The sequence below is a fragment of the Haemophilus parainfluenzae genome, from assembly GCF_003253005.1.
Classification (GTDB): Bacteria; Pseudomonadota; Gammaproteobacteria; order Enterobacterales; family Pasteurellaceae; genus Haemophilus_D; species Haemophilus_D parainfluenzae_M.
In genome coordinates this window covers 89,546-103,500 of sequence record NZ_QEPZ01000004.1, presented here as the reverse complement: position 1 = coordinate 103,500, position 13,955 = coordinate 89,546, and the positions used below count along the sequence as shown (strand labels likewise).

The following is a 13,955-nucleotide window of genomic DNA, read 5'->3' as shown; positions in this document are numbered from 1 at the left end:
ATTGTTTCATAAATTCGCTTTTTTATCAACCGAATGGGCATATTTACCCTATTGTGGATAACTCTGTGGGTAATACTTGGATAATCTAAATTTAACTGTGTATAAAGATCAAAAATCGCTTTTCACACTTCACTTTTTTCATTTTTGCATAACCTTTAATCAAAAACTTTCCGAAAAAAATGACCGCACTTTTTCTAATCAAAGTGAGGTCAAAAATTCAGCTATTTTTTAATTTAAACATTCTTTGCTTGGTGAAGAAATAACATCAGTGAGTTATTCAATATTTCTGTGGATAAAATTGTGATTGAGCAAATGGCGAGTGTTGCATAACTCTTCTCAGCATTTTAGCTTTAATTTTAGAGAGAAAATTTTCTCTTTAATTTCATTAAGATAAGGCTTGCTCACAGAAATTATCTTACTCACATTCAATCAAAAATTTTAGTGGTTATTTTTTATCCAAGCCTTTTTTGACTAACGCTAAATAGCGTTCCCACTCAAAATATTGACCCGGATCGATCTTACGACCAGGCGAAATATCACAATGCCCAACGATACGATCTAGCGTTATTTTCGGGTAAGCTTGCATGATATCTCGTGTTAATGCAGCAAGCATTTGGTATTGTTCCTCCGTAAAAGGTTGTTCATTACTGCCCTCTAGCTCAATACCAATCGCAAAATCATTACATTTATCGCGTCCTTCAAAGCAAGAAAGTCCTGCATGCCACGCTCTGTCATCGAAACTGACATATTGCGTCACCTTACCATCCCGTTCAATTAAACAATGGGCTGACACTCGAAATTGATAAATCTCTTCAAAATAAGGATGGATAGTGGGATCGAGTTTTCCTTGGAAAAAATCATCTACATATCCACCACCAAATTGTTCTGGTGGCAAACTGATGTAATGAATGACGAGTAATGAAATATCCTCTACATCAGGACGTTCATCAAAATGGGGGGAAATCACTTTTCTTGTCTGGCTTAACCAGCCATTTTTTATCTTATTCATCTGTTTTTCTGCAATTAAATTTCATTTTTGCGATCTCGATCGCAAAAGAAGTGCGGTCAGTTTTACTTTCATTTTTCCCTTTTACACAATGTTGCCGCCAATTCTGGCATTTTTTATTCAACCAAAAGGAAATTTAATTTAATGAAACTGACTTTTTCTAAACCTTTACATAAAGGTTTTACGTTAATTGAATTGATGATCGTGATTGCGATTATTGCTATTCTCGCGACGATCGCCATTCCGTCTTATCAAAATTATACCAAAAAAGCAGCCATCTCCGAATTATTGCAAGCTTCGGCACCTTATAAATCTGATGTGGAGTTATGTGTCTATAGCACCAATGCCCCTACAAACTGTTCAGGTGGTTCAAATGGCATTGCTGCAGACATCACTACTGCAAAAGGCTATGTTAAATCCATTACTACGAAATCGGGTGTGATTACGGTAACAGGAAATGGCACATTGGATGGGATTAGTTATTCATTAACTGCAGCAGGCTCTACCTCAGCAGGTGTCACTTGGACGACAGCTTGCCCAAGTAATGCGGATTTATTCCCAGCAGGTTTCTGCTCTCCTACCAAATAGCAAAACATGGCCTATCAAGCAATGGCAAAAAATGGCGAGATTTACCATATCTCGCCACAATATTGGCAACAAAACCAACAGCAACAAGCATTGCTGTTACGTTACTTTGCGCTACCACTTAAAGAAGACGAACATCATTTATGGCTTGCAGTAGATTCGCTGAATAATCTTGCGGCTTGTGAAACCTTTGCTTTTTTAAGTGGAAAATTGGTTGAACCGATTTTATTTGAAACGACTCAACTCAAACAACTTTTACAATCCCTTGCACCGAAAGCCAATCAAATAGAAGAACAAGCGACGTTTTATCATCATTCAGAAGACGAAAGCACTGCCAATTTATCTAATGAAGATGAACCTGTTATTCAATTATTAAACAGTATTTTTGAAACCGCCCTACAAAAAAATGCCTCCGATATTCATTTAGAAACTCAGCCAAATGGGCTTTTAGTTCGTTTGCGTATTGATGGCGTACTTCAACCACAGCCGATCATCAGTAAATCGCTCGCCAATCGTGTGATTTCTCGTTTAAAACTCTTAGCCAAACTGGATATCAGTGAAACTCGGCTACCACAAGATGGCCGCTTTCAATTCAAAACTATGTTCTCCGATATTTTAGATTTCCGCCTTTCTACCTTGCCCACGCATTGGGGAGAAAAAGCGGTATTACGATTACAACAAAATAAACCTGTTCAATTAAGTTTTGCTGAACTTGGCATGACACAAAACCAACAAAGTCAATTTCAACATGCACTCAGCCAACCGCAAGGTTTAATCCTGGTGACTGGACCAACGGGAAGCGGAAAAAGTATCTCACTTTATACCGCACTTCAATGGCTCAATACGCCAGATAAACATATTATGACGGCAGAAGATCCCGTTGAAATTGAATTGGAAGGCATCATTCAAACTCAAGTGAATCCGCAAATCGGTTTAGATTTTAGTCGATTACTTCGTACATTTTTACGGCAAGATCCCGACATTATTATGCTTGGTGAAATTCGAGACGAAGAAAGCGCATTAATGGCATTAAGAGCCGCTCAAACTGGCCATCTAGTACTTTCTACCTTGCATACCAATGATGCCATCTCAGCAATTTCGCGCTTACAGCAATTAGGCATTCAATCTCACGAAATTGAAAATAGTCTCTTATTAGTTATCGCACAGCGATTGGTGCGCAAACGTTGCTTAAAGTGCAGTCAAGAGTTTGGTGATTCTTGTGATTGCCATCAAGGGTATCAAGGGCGTATTGGGGTGTATCAATTTTTACAATGCGAAAACAACCGTTACCAAACCGATTTTGACTCACTTTATCAAAGCGCGTTAGAAAAAGTAAAAGATAACATCACTGATCTCGATGAAATTCAACGCGTGTTAGGTAAAAAATAGGTATCACTATGGCGAAGCAAAAACTCTTTTATTTCCAAGCCTATGATCAGCGGCAACAATGGCAAAAAGGTAGCCTTGTTGCTCAATCTAAACAAGTTGCTCAATTCCAGTTAATAGCAAAAGGTTTTAGCCACATTCGCTTGCAACAAGATTGGCAACTTAATCAGAAACCTAAAAATGCAGAAATCAGTGCCTTATTGAATCAACTGGCTACTCTGCTCAGCTCTGCTATTCCATTAAAAAATGCATTACACATTTTGCAAGACAACTGCACACAATTGGGTTTGCATCAGTGGCTTGACGCCTTAATTGAATTAATTGAAAGTGGTCTTCCGTTTTCACAAAGCTTGGAAATACAAGGAAAGTATTTAAATTTTCAAGAAATTCAGCTCATTCAGGTGGGAGAAATGACAGGAAAACTGGCAGAGGTATGCACTAAAATTGCAGAACGTCGAACGCAATCATTAACGCTTCAACGCAAATTGCAAAAAATTATGCTTTATCCAGCCATGGTATTAGGTATTTCGCTTTCACTTACGTTGATTTTATTACTTTTCGTTGTACCACAATTTGCTGAAATGTATGGTGAAAACTCAGCTGAATTGCCTACATTAACTGTCGTATTATTAGCTATGTCTCAATTCCTACAACATCATTTTGTTGCGCTAATGATTGCCTGCACTTTCGCTATTTTTATGTTGAAGATGGCATTAAAACATTCTCTTTGGCTGAATCAAAAAAAGAACGCCCTAATTAGTCGCATACCAATTTGGGGCAATATCATTTGCCTTTCTCGCCTAATCAGTTTTAGCCATAACCTGCAATTAATGCTTCAATCCGGAGTGGCATTAACACCTGCGTTAAATAGCTTCCTCCCCAAACAACAAACCTGGCAAACACAACGTACCTTAAAAGGTGATATTCTGCTACAACAAGAAGTGCGGTCAATTTTGCATTGGGTTTCTCAAGGTTATCCATTTTCAGAAAGTGTGAGCAGTCATCTTTTCCCAATGGAAGCTCAACAAATGCTACAAATTGGAGAGAAAAGTGGAAATTTTGCGTTGATGTTGAGTCATATTGCCGATAACTATCAAGAAAGGCTCAATCATCAAATTGATTTACTTTCCCAACTTTTAGAGCCTTTAATGATGCTCATCATTGGTAGTTTAATCGGTATTATTATGATGGGCATGTATCTGCCGATTTTTAATATGGGATCCGTAATCCAATGATGATATTAGCTTTTTTCTTATTGGGTGGTTTAGCGGGTATCTTTGTTTGGCTTTATATTGATCGTTTTATCCCCAATCTCCAACAAGAAATTTATCAGAACTATATCGAAATTTATCCTGAAAACAATTCTATTTTCCATAGCGAAAAAGCAGCGATTCAATCTCAAAAGTGCGGTCATATTTTCCTTTATTTTTTAGGGCTTGGACTCTGTTTTGCTGCACTCTATTACTTTCTACAAAATGAATTATTTACTTTATGGCTCGCGATTACGTTTAGTCTACTTTTTGTTATCAGTTGGCTAGACTGGCATTATCAACTGATTTCACCGACACCTTGCCTGTTTTTATTTTTCTTGGGTTTATTCGGCGCACATCAAGAATTTTCAATTCTGACGCTTTCTCAAAGTTTAGAAAGTGCGGTTAGTTTTTTCAGTGTTTTTTATATTATCTATCATTTGTCCAAATGGTTTTATAAGAAGGAAGCGTTAGGCCGTGGCGATTATTGGCTCGCTTTAGGAATCGGCACTTATCTCACCATCACTCACTTACCGCTTTTCTTATTCATCGCCTGTCTATTAGGCATCATAGTCTATTGGATTTCTCGTAAGCCCATTTTACCTTTCGGTCCCTTTCTTTGCTTATCTTTAATCATCACCAGTGCAATAAGCCTATAAATATAATATATTGGCAACATTGAAAAATATTGTGTTTAAGGGATAGATGTAAAACATCCCCCCTAAATCAAGTAGAAAGGAATATTATGACTTATATTGTGGGCCTCACTGGCGGCATCGGTAGTGGAAAAAGTACGATTGCAAATCTTTTTGTTGAACTTGGTGTACCCATTGTTGATGCTGATATAGTGGCAAGAGAAGTGGTTGAAAAAGGCTCGCCGCTACTAGCTCAAATTGCTGAGCACTTTGGAAAATCGATTCTGACTGAAGAAGGCGAATTAAATCGGGCCGAGCTACGAAAAAAAGTATTTGCAGACGAAAATGAGAAAAACTGGCTCAATCATTTATTACATCCCGCAATTCGCAAAAAAATGTTAGCACAGTTAAACTGTCAGACTGCTCCTTATACGTTATTTGTCGTCCCATTACTCATTGAGAATAAGCTCACCACGCTTTGTGACCGCATACTTGTTGTCGATGTAAAACCTGAAACTCAGCTGGCTCGTGCATCATCAAGAGATCATAATAATATTCAGCAAATTCAAGCCATTATGAATGCACAAGTCAGCCGTGAAGAACGATTAAAATGGGCAGATGATATTATTTCAAATGATGAAAAATTGCCTGAAAACTTACTACACTTAAAACAAAAAGTGCTAGAATTGCACCAATTTTATTTAAGTGAATCGAGAAAGAAAAATGTCTGATGAAATTTTTGAAGTCCCCTGCCCGACATGCCAAAAGCCCGTACCTTGGACTCAGGAAAGTCAATTTCGCCCTTTTTGTAGCAAGCGTTGCCAACTCATTGATTTAGGAGAATGGGCTGCAGAAGAAAAAGCCATTCCAAGTGATACAGCAGATTTTGCCATGGACCCCAATCTCAGTGATGAATGGAGTATCAAATGAGTCTTCAGCATCATGATAATGGTGAGCAGGGAGAGTTTTTCTTACTCGATGAACAAGGCAAGAAAATCGCGAAACTCACCTATTTTTATGAAACATCCGATACCATTAATGCTAATCATACGTTTGTTGATGATTCTCTTCGAGGGCAAGGTGTGGCAGACAGACTCTATCAAGCCTTAATTCATTTTATCCAGGCTAAAAAGCTCACTTTGCACCCAACTTGTAGCTATATTGCAAGAAAATGGGAACGAACCCAATCTGCTCAATCACAAGCTTAAACCTATTAATAAGCGTTTTATTTTTAAGGATATTTTTCCGGCTTCGTGCTATCCTTAGCCCCATCTATTTCTGAGAACCATTATTTATCATGCAAGAAAATTATTTAAGTCAGCAGCGATTTGCTGATCTTCCATTACATCCTATCGTACAAAAAGCCCTACAAGACAAGGGATTTGAATATTGCACCCCAATTCAAGCGTTATCATTGCCGATTACCTTACAAGGAAAAGATGTTGCCGGCCAAGCACAAACCGGTACGGGTAAAACGATGGCATTTTTAACAGCAACATTTCATCACTTATTAACGCATCAACCTGATTTTGCTACCAATCAACCTCACGCATTAATTCTTGCTCCAACCCGTGAACTGGCTGTGCAAATTAATAATGATGCAGAGTTGTTAGCTAAAACAAGTGGATTACGAACCGCACTTGCTTATGGTGGTGATGGCTATGATAAACAGCTTAAAGCTATCGAAGCCGGTGTGGATATTTTAATTGGCACTACTGGCCGTGTGATTGACTACGTGAAACAAGGCATTATTCGTTTAGATGACATTCAAGTTGTGGTACTAGATGAAGCGGATCGCATGTTTGATTTAGGATTCATTCGTGATATTCGTTATTTATTACGCAAGTGTCCTTCTCCGCAAGAACGACTCACCATGCTCTTTTCTGCAACGCTCTCTTACAAAGTACGAGAACTTGCCTTTGAAGATATGAATTCCCCTGAATATATCGAAATTGAACCAGAACAAAAAGCGGGACATCGAATTAAAGAGGAACTCTTCTATCCGTCAAATGAAGACAAAATTCCTCTCTTACTGACATTAATGGAAGAGGAATGGCCCGAGCGCTGTATTGTCTTTGCAAATACTAAACATAAATGTGAAGAAATTTGGGGCTATTTAGCGGCGGATGGCCATCGTGTGGGATTACTCACTGGAGATGTAGCACAGAAAAAACGTCTTTCATTGCTCAAACAATTTACCGATGGTGAGCTCGATATTCTCGTGGCAACGGATGTTGCAGCGCGTGGGTTACATATTTCAAATGTGACTCATGTTTTTAACTTTGATCTACCCGATGATCGAGAAGATTATGTTCACCGTATTGGCCGTACTGGTCGAGCGGGTGAAAGTGGGGTGTCTATCAGCTTTGCTTGTGAAGAATATGCAATGAATTTACCGGCAATTGAAGAATACATTGGTCATTCTATTCCTGTCAGCCAATATGACCCGAATTCATTGATTAGTGATATTCCAAAGCCTTATCGTTTAAAACGCAATCCTGTGCCTCAAATGCGAAATACTGCAGCAAGAAAAACAAACTACCGTCGTAAAAACTAAAAAGAAAAGCTGATGAACTCCTTCATCAGCTTTTTTATGATTAATGCAATCCGACTCTTCGACGTGCAGTACGCATCAATAAGAAAACCCATGGCCATAACACACCTGATGCGATGGCACCAAAGATTTCCTGCCAGTTGAAAAATGCCCCATGCAAGGATAATTCAACCAAGAAAATAGCCACTCGAATCGCAAAAACGAAAAGAAGTACCAATAAACTTTGGAACCAAAGAGAAAGGTTGCGCAAAATTAGGTAATATTTGGAAACAAAATAGAAAGCAACAGAAAGCACCAGTGCATGAACCCCAAGAATAGAGCCTAGCACGATATCCCATAAAACCCCGAGTAAAAATGCCCACCCAATGCTTACTCTATCAGGTAACGCAAGCGTCCAATAAAGCAAAACTAAAACCAACCAAGAAGGTTTAAAAGCTTGAAAGCCTGCTGGCCATGGGGCTAATTCCATAATTAATGCTACAACAAAGAAGCATAAAATGGTCGCCCATTGAAAAATAAAACGCCCTTGCATTAGTCTTCTTCCCTATGTTGTTGCTGTTCTGGAGAAATAGGTTCCTCCTGTTGAGGCATTGTAGTCGGAATGTCAGGATCTACAATTTCTTTTCCTGTATGTGGCTGTGAGCCATCCTCTTGATCATCTGTAATTTTGGTTTTGCTCACTGAATGAGTTGCTTCATTAGCTTGACTTTCCAAACGTTGCTGAACAAGACGACGTACTTCTTCTGGAGACATGGATTTCACTTTCGACATATCAAGATTGCTCGGCCAAAGTAAAAGCAAATAACGTAAACGATCTAATTCGGCCAAAGGTTTCGCTTTTACCGTCGCAAAATAATTAGAACCATCACGAGAGACACTTTGTACCACTGCCACTGGATAGCCTTCCACAAAACGGCCGCCCAAACCTGAAGTTACTAATAAATCGCCTTTTTCAATATCTACGGAACGAGGCACATTATCTAAGGTAAGTTCATCAGAATGCCCCGTACCACTCGCTATCACACGCACATCATTACGTAAAACTTGTACTGGAATTGAATGGGTTACATCCGTTAAAAGCAATACGCGACTCGTATTTTCACCCACAGATATAATCTGCCCAATCATTCCTTTTTCATCAATCACGGGCTGACCAACATAAGCGCCATCACGTTCCCCTTGATTAATCACCACTTGTTGACGATAAACATCAGTTTCAGCGGTAAGCACTTCGGCAATTTTTTTGTATTCATCTGTGCGTAAAGGCGAATTAAGCAGTAAACGAAGACGTTGGTTTTCTACTTTGAGTTGATCCAATAATAAAAGATCAGCATTTTTCTCACGCAATTGCTCACGCAATACTTTATTTTCAATGAGTAACTTATTGGTATCAACCAAGTTGCTTGATACACCATCTAGAACTGTTCTTGGCCCATTCGCAAGGTAATACAATCCTCCAACGGCAGTTTCCATCACACTACGCGCCTTTGTCATTGATGAGGTTTGTCCATCAACTAAAATGAGTGTCATCGAAGCAATCACCGCTAATGCGAGTCGAATACCTAATGGTGGTGCTTTACCAAAAATGGGTTTCATTCACTGTCCTAGGGTTGAAAGGAAAAGTGCGGTCAAAAAATCAGACGAATTAAAAACGTCGATTTTTCTGACCGCACTTTTAGAAATTAAATTTCGTCGCTGAAAATATCGCCGCCGTGCATATCAATCATTTCGATTGCTTCACCACCACCACGAGCTACACAAGTTAATGGTTCTTCTGCGATGATTGCTGGTACGCCACACTCTTTTGATAACAATATATCAATGTTGCGTAATAAGGCACCACCACCCGTTAACACCATACCGCGTTCAAAAATATCCGCGGCGTGTTCTGGTTGGCATTCTTCAAGCGCTGTACGTACCGCTGCAACAATACCATTTAATGGTTGTTGAAGGGCTTCTTGTACATCACGAGAAGTTAATTTGAATGAACGTGGTGCACCTTCCGCAAGATTGTGACCGTGCACTTCCATCTCTAAAATTTCATCGCCTTCTTGAATGTACGCTGTACCAATTTCATGCTTGATACGCTCTGCAGTTGGCTCACCAATAACGGAACCAAAAGTACGACGAACATAAGAGATGATCGCTTCATCAAAACGGTCACCACCAATACGTACAGAAGATGAGTACACGATACCGTTTAAAGAAATCACCGCTACTTCAGTGGTACCACCACCGATATCAATGACCATTGAACCAATCGCAGTAGAAACTGGCAAGTTTGCACCGATAGCTGCCGCCATAGGCTCTTCAATTAAATACACTTCTCGTGCACCTGCACCTAATGCTGATTCTTTGATTGCGCGACGTTCAACTTGAGTTGCACCAGCAGGAACACAAACGAGTACGCGCGGGCTAGGACGCATGAAGTTACCGCTATGTACTTGTTTGATAAAGTATTGCAACATTTTCTCTGTCACAGAGAAATCAGCGATTACACCATCTTTCATCGGACGAATAGCCACGATACTTTTTGGGGTACGACCAAGCATTTGTTTTGCTTCTTTACCTACTGCCGCAATACTTTTGTATGCGCCCATACGGTCTTGACGAATTGCCACAACTGAAGGTTCATCAAGTACGATACCTTGGCCTTTTACGTAAATTAATGTATTTGCTGTACCTAGATCGATAGAAAGATCGTTTGAAAATAAACCACGAATTTTTTTGAATAACATAAGAATTCCGTCATTAGTTTGGTGAAAAATTACTCATTTCTGAGCATAGAAAAAAATTGTGCTAAATGTACCAAAAAATCGAGCTTGATAACAGGATTTTTTGCCTTGATCCTCTACACTTACCTCGCTATTTTTTCTAACAAGGTAAGTGCGGTCAATTTTAGTGGCGTTTTATGCCTGATTTCGGTCAGTGAATTGCCACTTACCGTTACCTAAAATCATCAGTTGTTGCTGATGGAAAGCCTGCAAGGTTGAACGATGTCCCACGCTAATAACGGTTGTATAAGGTAAGCGTTCTTTTAATAGACGATACATCGTATCTTCTAAGCCTTCATCCATACTCGCTGTGGCTTCGTCCAGGAATGCGACTTTCGGTTTGTGTAATAGCAAACGAGCAAAAGCCAAACGTTGTTGCTCACCAAGTGATAGAATACGTGTCCAATCTTGCTCTTGCTCTAAACGATCTTGTAAATGCCCTAAAGACACTTGTTTTAACACCTCAATCATCTCATCACGATTAAAGTCCTTTTCTTCATTCGGATAAGCCAACGCAGTCAATAAACTACCCTGTGGTAAATAAGGTTTTTGCGATAAGAAAAGTTGGTGAGTTGGACAATACACATCCCCTTCAGAATACGCCCAAAGCCCTGCTACTGTTCTCAATAACGTGGTTTTACCCACGCCTGAATTACCTTGAATTAATAAGGTTGAACCTTGTGGCAGCATCAAATTTAAATTCTCAATTAAGGTTTTTCCAAATGGATTACTGATGCTTAAATCCTTAAAGATCACGTCAGTTTCATGTTCGTGTAAATAGGAGGTAGATTGACGATTAGCCATATCAATCGCATAACCAAAGCCGGTCAAACGATCCAATGTGGCTTTGTATCCGGCAAAACCATCGTAAGAATTACGGAAGAATGAAAGATTGGAATGCAACTTACCAAATACTTGTAGCGTTTGCATAAGATCACCAAGTTTAATTTGCTTCTCAAAATAGCGACCGACTTGAATAAGCAAAGGAAACACAACAGAAACTTGGCTAACCACTAGGTTAAAACCAGAGAATTTTAAAGTTCGATAAACAATATCCCACATATTATTGATCACCGAGCCGAATTGTTTATAAAGTTGGCTACTCTCGACTTTCTCCCCCGCATAAAAGGCCACACTTTCCGCATATTCCTTGATACGAATTAAAGAATAACGATAGTTAGCGTTTAAACGTTCGTTGACGAAATTCAACATAATTAACGGACGTCCCAAACGGAATGCTATCGCGGTAGTAATAATCACATAAGCGAAGACCAAGAACACCATCATGCGTGGAATTTCAGTACCCAATACCATCATTGGTCCCGCTAATCCCCACAATAAGATCGTATAAGAAATCATGGAGGTGACGGCATCAATCACTCCTGTACTTAAAGAGAGCGTGGTTCGAACATAGGATTGCACATCTTGTTGAATACGTTGATCGGGGTTATCTAAGTTGGCAGACACATACTGGGTTTTATAGTACGCGCGGTCCCCCATCCATTTATCTACTAACTGACCATTCAACCATTCGATCCAATCAATAGAAAAACGTTGCTCTAAATAATAGCTCAGCAATGCAGCAATCACTGAGCTTGTCGCAATCACACAAAACAGCACCATTTGATCCCAAAACACAGGTTCATTAAATTCCTGCAAGGATGTGTACATATTGTTATACCACTCGGAATGCACCAAGCTGATACGTACACTGACCAATGTCATCGCTACAATTAATAAGAAAAATAGCAAAGGTTTAATACTTCGGCGTGGTGAAAGATACCCACCAGCAAATTGCCAAAATTGTTTTCCCCAATGGGTAAAACGGACTAATAAGAAAATACCAAAGCTAAACACAACAGCCGTCATCGCTAATGTTTTTACTATCCATAAAAGTGAATTAATGGCTTCTTGAGCGTAATCCATAATCAACCTATAAAATTTAAAAAGTGCGGTCATTTTAGGCGGTGTTTATTTTTAAGCAAGAAAAAATGTGATGGAGATAACATTTTTTGACTTTGTCACAAGCGGGTAAGAAATCAAGTTGATATAATCCAAAATAGTTAAATTTTTAATAAATTAGAGGTCGACATGAGTGAAACTGCGATTACCATTGGTTTACTTGCCTTAGTTGCCATCATTGGTCTATGGATCGGGCATTTTAAAATTAAAGGTGTAGGACTAGGTATTGGTGGCGTGCTATTCGGTGGTATTTTCGTTGCCCATTTTACCACGCAATATGGCATAAAACTGGATAGCCATACGTTACATTTCGTACAAGAATTCGGGTTAATTCTGTTTGTTTATACGATAGGTATTCAAGTCGGTCCCGGATTTTTTTCTTCCTTACGAAAATCAGGCTTAACTTTAAATGGATTAGGGATCTTAATCGTTGCACTCGGTGCACTCGTGACGACTCTCATTTATAAGCTTGTAGATATTCCTCTTGATGTGACGCTTGGTATTTACTCTGGTGCTGTCACCAATACGCCATCTCTCGGTGCGGGTCAGCAAATTCTTTCTGAATTAGGGATGTCGCAAACGACATCTAATATGGGGATGGCCTATGCGATGGCCTATCCTTTTGGGATTTGTGGCATTTTGCTTTCTATGTGGCTTATTCGTCTTTTCTTTAAAATTAAAGTGGATGAAGAAGCAGCAAATTTTGAAAAAGAAACGGGTAACGATAAAGAAGCGCTCAAAAGCCTATCTCTAAAAGTCACCAATACCAATCTCAACGGCATCCATTTGATTGAAATTCCAGGTTTTGATGATGAAGATGTCGTCTGCTCTCGATTGAAACGAGGTGAGCTTGTTATTGTGCCGAAAGCGGATACCGATGTTCAGCTTAATGATATTTTACATTTAGTTGGTAACCCTGAAGGCTTGAAAAAAATGCATCTGATTATCGGGGAAGAAGTTGATGTTCCAGTCGCAAGCCTAAGTGGAGAAATTCGCTCTGAGCGAGTAGTCGTGACAAATGAAAAAGTGCTTGGAAAACAGATTCGTCATCTCGGCATTCATCAAAAATACGGTGTAGTCATTTCACGTTTAAACCGAGCAGGTGTCGAATTAGTACCAACTGCACATACAACACTTCAATTTGGTGATGTATTACACATGGTGGGTAAAACTGATATTCTCAACCAAGCCATTTCAGTGATCGGGAACGCCAAACAGAAACTGTTACAAGTACAAATGTTGCCAGTATTTATTGGGATTGGCTTAGGGGTATTACTCGGTTCCATTCCTTTCTATATTCCAGGCTTCCCTGTGGCATTGAAATTAGGGCTAGCGGGCGGACCATTAGTTGTCGCGTTAATCTTGGCTCGAATTGGTTCTATCGGCAAACTCTATTGGTTTATGCCGCCGAGTGCGAACTTGGCATTGCGAGAAATTGGTATAGTGCTCTTCCTCGCTGTAGTCGGTTTAAAATCTGGTGGTAGCTTTGTTGACACACTCACTCATGGTTCCGGTCTTGAATGGATGGGATATGGTATTTTTATTACGCTTATTCCATTGATCATTGTCGGTGTGATTGCCCGCTTATATGCGAAATTAAATTACCTTTCACTTTGTGGTCTGTTGGCGGGTTCGATGACGGATCCTCCAGCACTCGCTTTCGCCAATGAACTGAAAGAAGGAAGCGGCGCTGCCGCACTCTCCTATGCGACAGTCTATCCGCTCACAATGTTCTTGAGAATTATTTCACCGCAATTATTAGCCATTCTATTATGGGTTTAACTCCTTCAAACTTGGGGCAGA

The 13,955-nt window shown here is 39.5% G+C and carries 14 protein-coding genes; 9 read left to right on the top strand and 5 right to left on the bottom strand.

Going from position 1 to position 13,955, the window contains the following annotated elements; translation table 11 throughout:
- Window positions 1-445: 445 nt before the first annotated feature.
- Complete coding sequence (gene ampD, locus DPV97_RS06170; protein ID WP_070712836.1) at window positions 446-1,009, bottom strand: 1,6-anhydro-N-acetylmuramyl-L-alanine amidase AmpD; 564 nt, start codon at window positions 1,007-1,009, stop codon at window positions 446-448.
- A 141-nt stretch (window positions 1,010-1,150) separates the two neighbouring features.
- On the opposite strand from ampD, the gene DPV97_RS06165 reads away from it, so the two are divergent.
- The 8 genes from DPV97_RS06165 (at window position 1,151) to rhlB (ending at window position 7,419) form a co-directional block, all read left to right on the top strand.
- A complete protein-coding gene (locus tag DPV97_RS06165; protein ID WP_070712838.1) occupies window positions 1,151-1,594 on the top strand; it encodes a prepilin-type N-terminal cleavage/methylation domain-containing protein in 444 nt (147 codons plus the stop codon).
- A gap of 6 nt (window positions 1,595-1,600) precedes the next feature.
- Window positions 1,601-2,980 (top strand): GspE/PulE family protein, encoded by a 1,380-nt coding sequence (locus tag DPV97_RS06160; RefSeq protein ID WP_070712839.1) that lies wholly within the window; start codon window positions 1,601-1,603, stop codon window positions 2,978-2,980.
- Window positions 2,981-2,988: 8 nt separating this feature from the next.
- A complete protein-coding gene (locus DPV97_RS06155) occupies window positions 2,989-4,212 on the top strand; it encodes a type II secretion system F family protein (RefSeq protein WP_070712841.1) in 1,224 nt (407 codons plus the stop codon).
- Window positions 4,209-4,886, top strand: coding sequence for a prepilin peptidase (locus DPV97_RS06150; protein WP_070712843.1), 678 nt, complete (start codon window positions 4,209-4,211; stop codon window positions 4,884-4,886). Before DPV97_RS06155 ends, DPV97_RS06150 begins: the two co-directional genes overlap by 4 nt.
- An 86-nt stretch (window positions 4,887-4,972) precedes the next feature.
- A complete protein-coding gene (coaE, locus tag DPV97_RS06145) occupies window positions 4,973-5,593 on the top strand; it encodes a dephospho-CoA kinase (RefSeq protein ID WP_070712845.1) in 621 nt (206 codons plus the stop codon).
- The gene (gene yacG, locus DPV97_RS06140) at window positions 5,586-5,792 is read left to right on the top strand and encodes a DNA gyrase inhibitor YacG (RefSeq protein WP_005695505.1); all 207 of its coding nucleotides are present in this window, start codon (window positions 5,586-5,588) and stop codon (window positions 5,790-5,792) included. The genes coaE and yacG overlap by 8 nt, the downstream gene beginning before the upstream one ends.
- Window positions 5,789-6,070 (top strand): GNAT family N-acetyltransferase, encoded by a 282-nt coding sequence (locus DPV97_RS06135; RefSeq protein ID WP_070712846.1) that lies wholly within the window; start codon window positions 5,789-5,791, stop codon window positions 6,068-6,070. Before yacG ends, DPV97_RS06135 begins: the two co-directional genes overlap by 4 nt.
- An 89-nt stretch (window positions 6,071-6,159) precedes the next feature.
- Window positions 6,160-7,419, top strand: a complete 1,260-nt coding sequence (gene rhlB / locus DPV97_RS06130; RefSeq protein ID WP_070712848.1) for an ATP-dependent RNA helicase RhlB — start codon at window positions 6,160-6,162, stop codon at window positions 7,417-7,419.
- Between the two features lie 40 nt (window positions 7,420-7,459).
- Here the strand turns inward: rhlB and mreD are convergent, their stop codons facing one another.
- From mreD to DPV97_RS06110, 4 genes are all read right to left on the bottom strand, one after another.
- On the bottom strand, window positions 7,460-7,948 hold the full coding sequence (gene mreD, locus DPV97_RS06125; protein ID WP_070712851.1) for a rod shape-determining protein MreD: 489 nt from the start codon (window positions 7,946-7,948) through the stop codon (window positions 7,460-7,462).
- The gene (gene mreC / locus DPV97_RS06120; protein WP_070712853.1) at window positions 7,948-9,012 is read right to left on the bottom strand and encodes a rod shape-determining protein MreC; all 1,065 of its coding nucleotides are present in this window, start codon (window positions 9,010-9,012) and stop codon (window positions 7,948-7,950) included. Before mreC ends, mreD begins: the two co-directional genes overlap by 1 nt.
- 86 nt (window positions 9,013-9,098) lie before the next feature.
- Entirely contained in the window at window positions 9,099-10,154 is a 1,056-nt protein-coding gene (locus tag DPV97_RS06115) for a rod shape-determining protein (RefSeq protein WP_070712855.1), read from the bottom strand.
- A 171-nt stretch (window positions 10,155-10,325) separates the two neighbouring features.
- On the bottom strand, window positions 10,326-12,116 hold the full coding sequence (locus DPV97_RS06110) for an ABC transporter ATP-binding protein/permease (protein ID WP_032804019.1): 1,791 nt from the start codon (window positions 12,114-12,116) through the stop codon (window positions 10,326-10,328).
- Between the two features lie 165 nt (window positions 12,117-12,281).
- Between DPV97_RS06110 and DPV97_RS06105 the strand changes: the two genes are divergently transcribed.
- Window positions 12,282-13,934, top strand: a complete 1,653-nt coding sequence (locus DPV97_RS06105) for a putative transporter (RefSeq protein WP_005697927.1) — start codon at window positions 12,282-12,284, stop codon at window positions 13,932-13,934.
- Window positions 13,935-13,955 lie beyond the last annotated feature (21 nt).

What these genes read in the sequence shown, in the direction of transcription:
- DPV97_RS06110 (WP_032804019.1), bottom strand. Translation starts at nt 12,116, where the DNA reads ATGGATTACGCTCAAGAAGCCATTAATTCACTTTTATGGATAGTAAAA.
- DPV97_RS06165 (WP_070712838.1), top strand. Translation starts at nt 1,151, where the DNA reads ATGAAACTGACTTTTTCTAAACCTTTACATAAAGGTTTTACGTTAATT.
- rhlB (WP_070712848.1), top strand. Translation starts at nt 6,160, where the DNA reads ATGCAAGAAAATTATTTAAGTCAGCAGCGATTTGCTGATCTTCCATTA.
- DPV97_RS06105 (WP_005697927.1), top strand. Translation starts at nt 12,282, where the DNA reads ATGAGTGAAACTGCGATTACCATTGGTTTACTTGCCTTAGTTGCCATC.
- coaE (WP_070712845.1), top strand. Translation starts at nt 4,973, where the DNA reads ATGACTTATATTGTGGGCCTCACTGGCGGCATCGGTAGTGGAAAAAGT.
- ampD (WP_070712836.1), bottom strand. Translation starts at nt 1,009, where the DNA reads ATGAATAAGATAAAAAATGGCTGGTTAAGCCAGACAAGAAAAGTGATT.
- mreC (WP_070712853.1), bottom strand. Translation starts at nt 9,012, where the DNA reads ATGAAACCCATTTTTGGTAAAGCACCACCATTAGGTATTCGACTCGCA.
- DPV97_RS06160 (WP_070712839.1), top strand. Translation starts at nt 1,601, where the DNA reads ATGGCCTATCAAGCAATGGCAAAAAATGGCGAGATTTACCATATCTCG.
- DPV97_RS06155 (WP_070712841.1), top strand. Translation starts at nt 2,989, where the DNA reads ATGGCGAAGCAAAAACTCTTTTATTTCCAAGCCTATGATCAGCGGCAA.
- mreD (WP_070712851.1), bottom strand. Translation starts at nt 7,948, where the DNA reads ATGCAAGGGCGTTTTATTTTTCAATGGGCGACCATTTTATGCTTCTTT.
- DPV97_RS06135 (WP_070712846.1), top strand. Translation starts at nt 5,789, where the DNA reads ATGAGTCTTCAGCATCATGATAATGGTGAGCAGGGAGAGTTTTTCTTA.
- yacG (WP_005695505.1), top strand. Translation starts at nt 5,586, where the DNA reads ATGTCTGATGAAATTTTTGAAGTCCCCTGCCCGACATGCCAAAAGCCC.
- DPV97_RS06115 (WP_070712855.1), bottom strand. Translation starts at nt 10,154, where the DNA reads ATGTTATTCAAAAAAATTCGTGGTTTATTTTCAAACGATCTTTCTATC.
- DPV97_RS06150 (WP_070712843.1), top strand. Translation starts at nt 4,209, where the DNA reads ATGATGATATTAGCTTTTTTCTTATTGGGTGGTTTAGCGGGTATCTTT.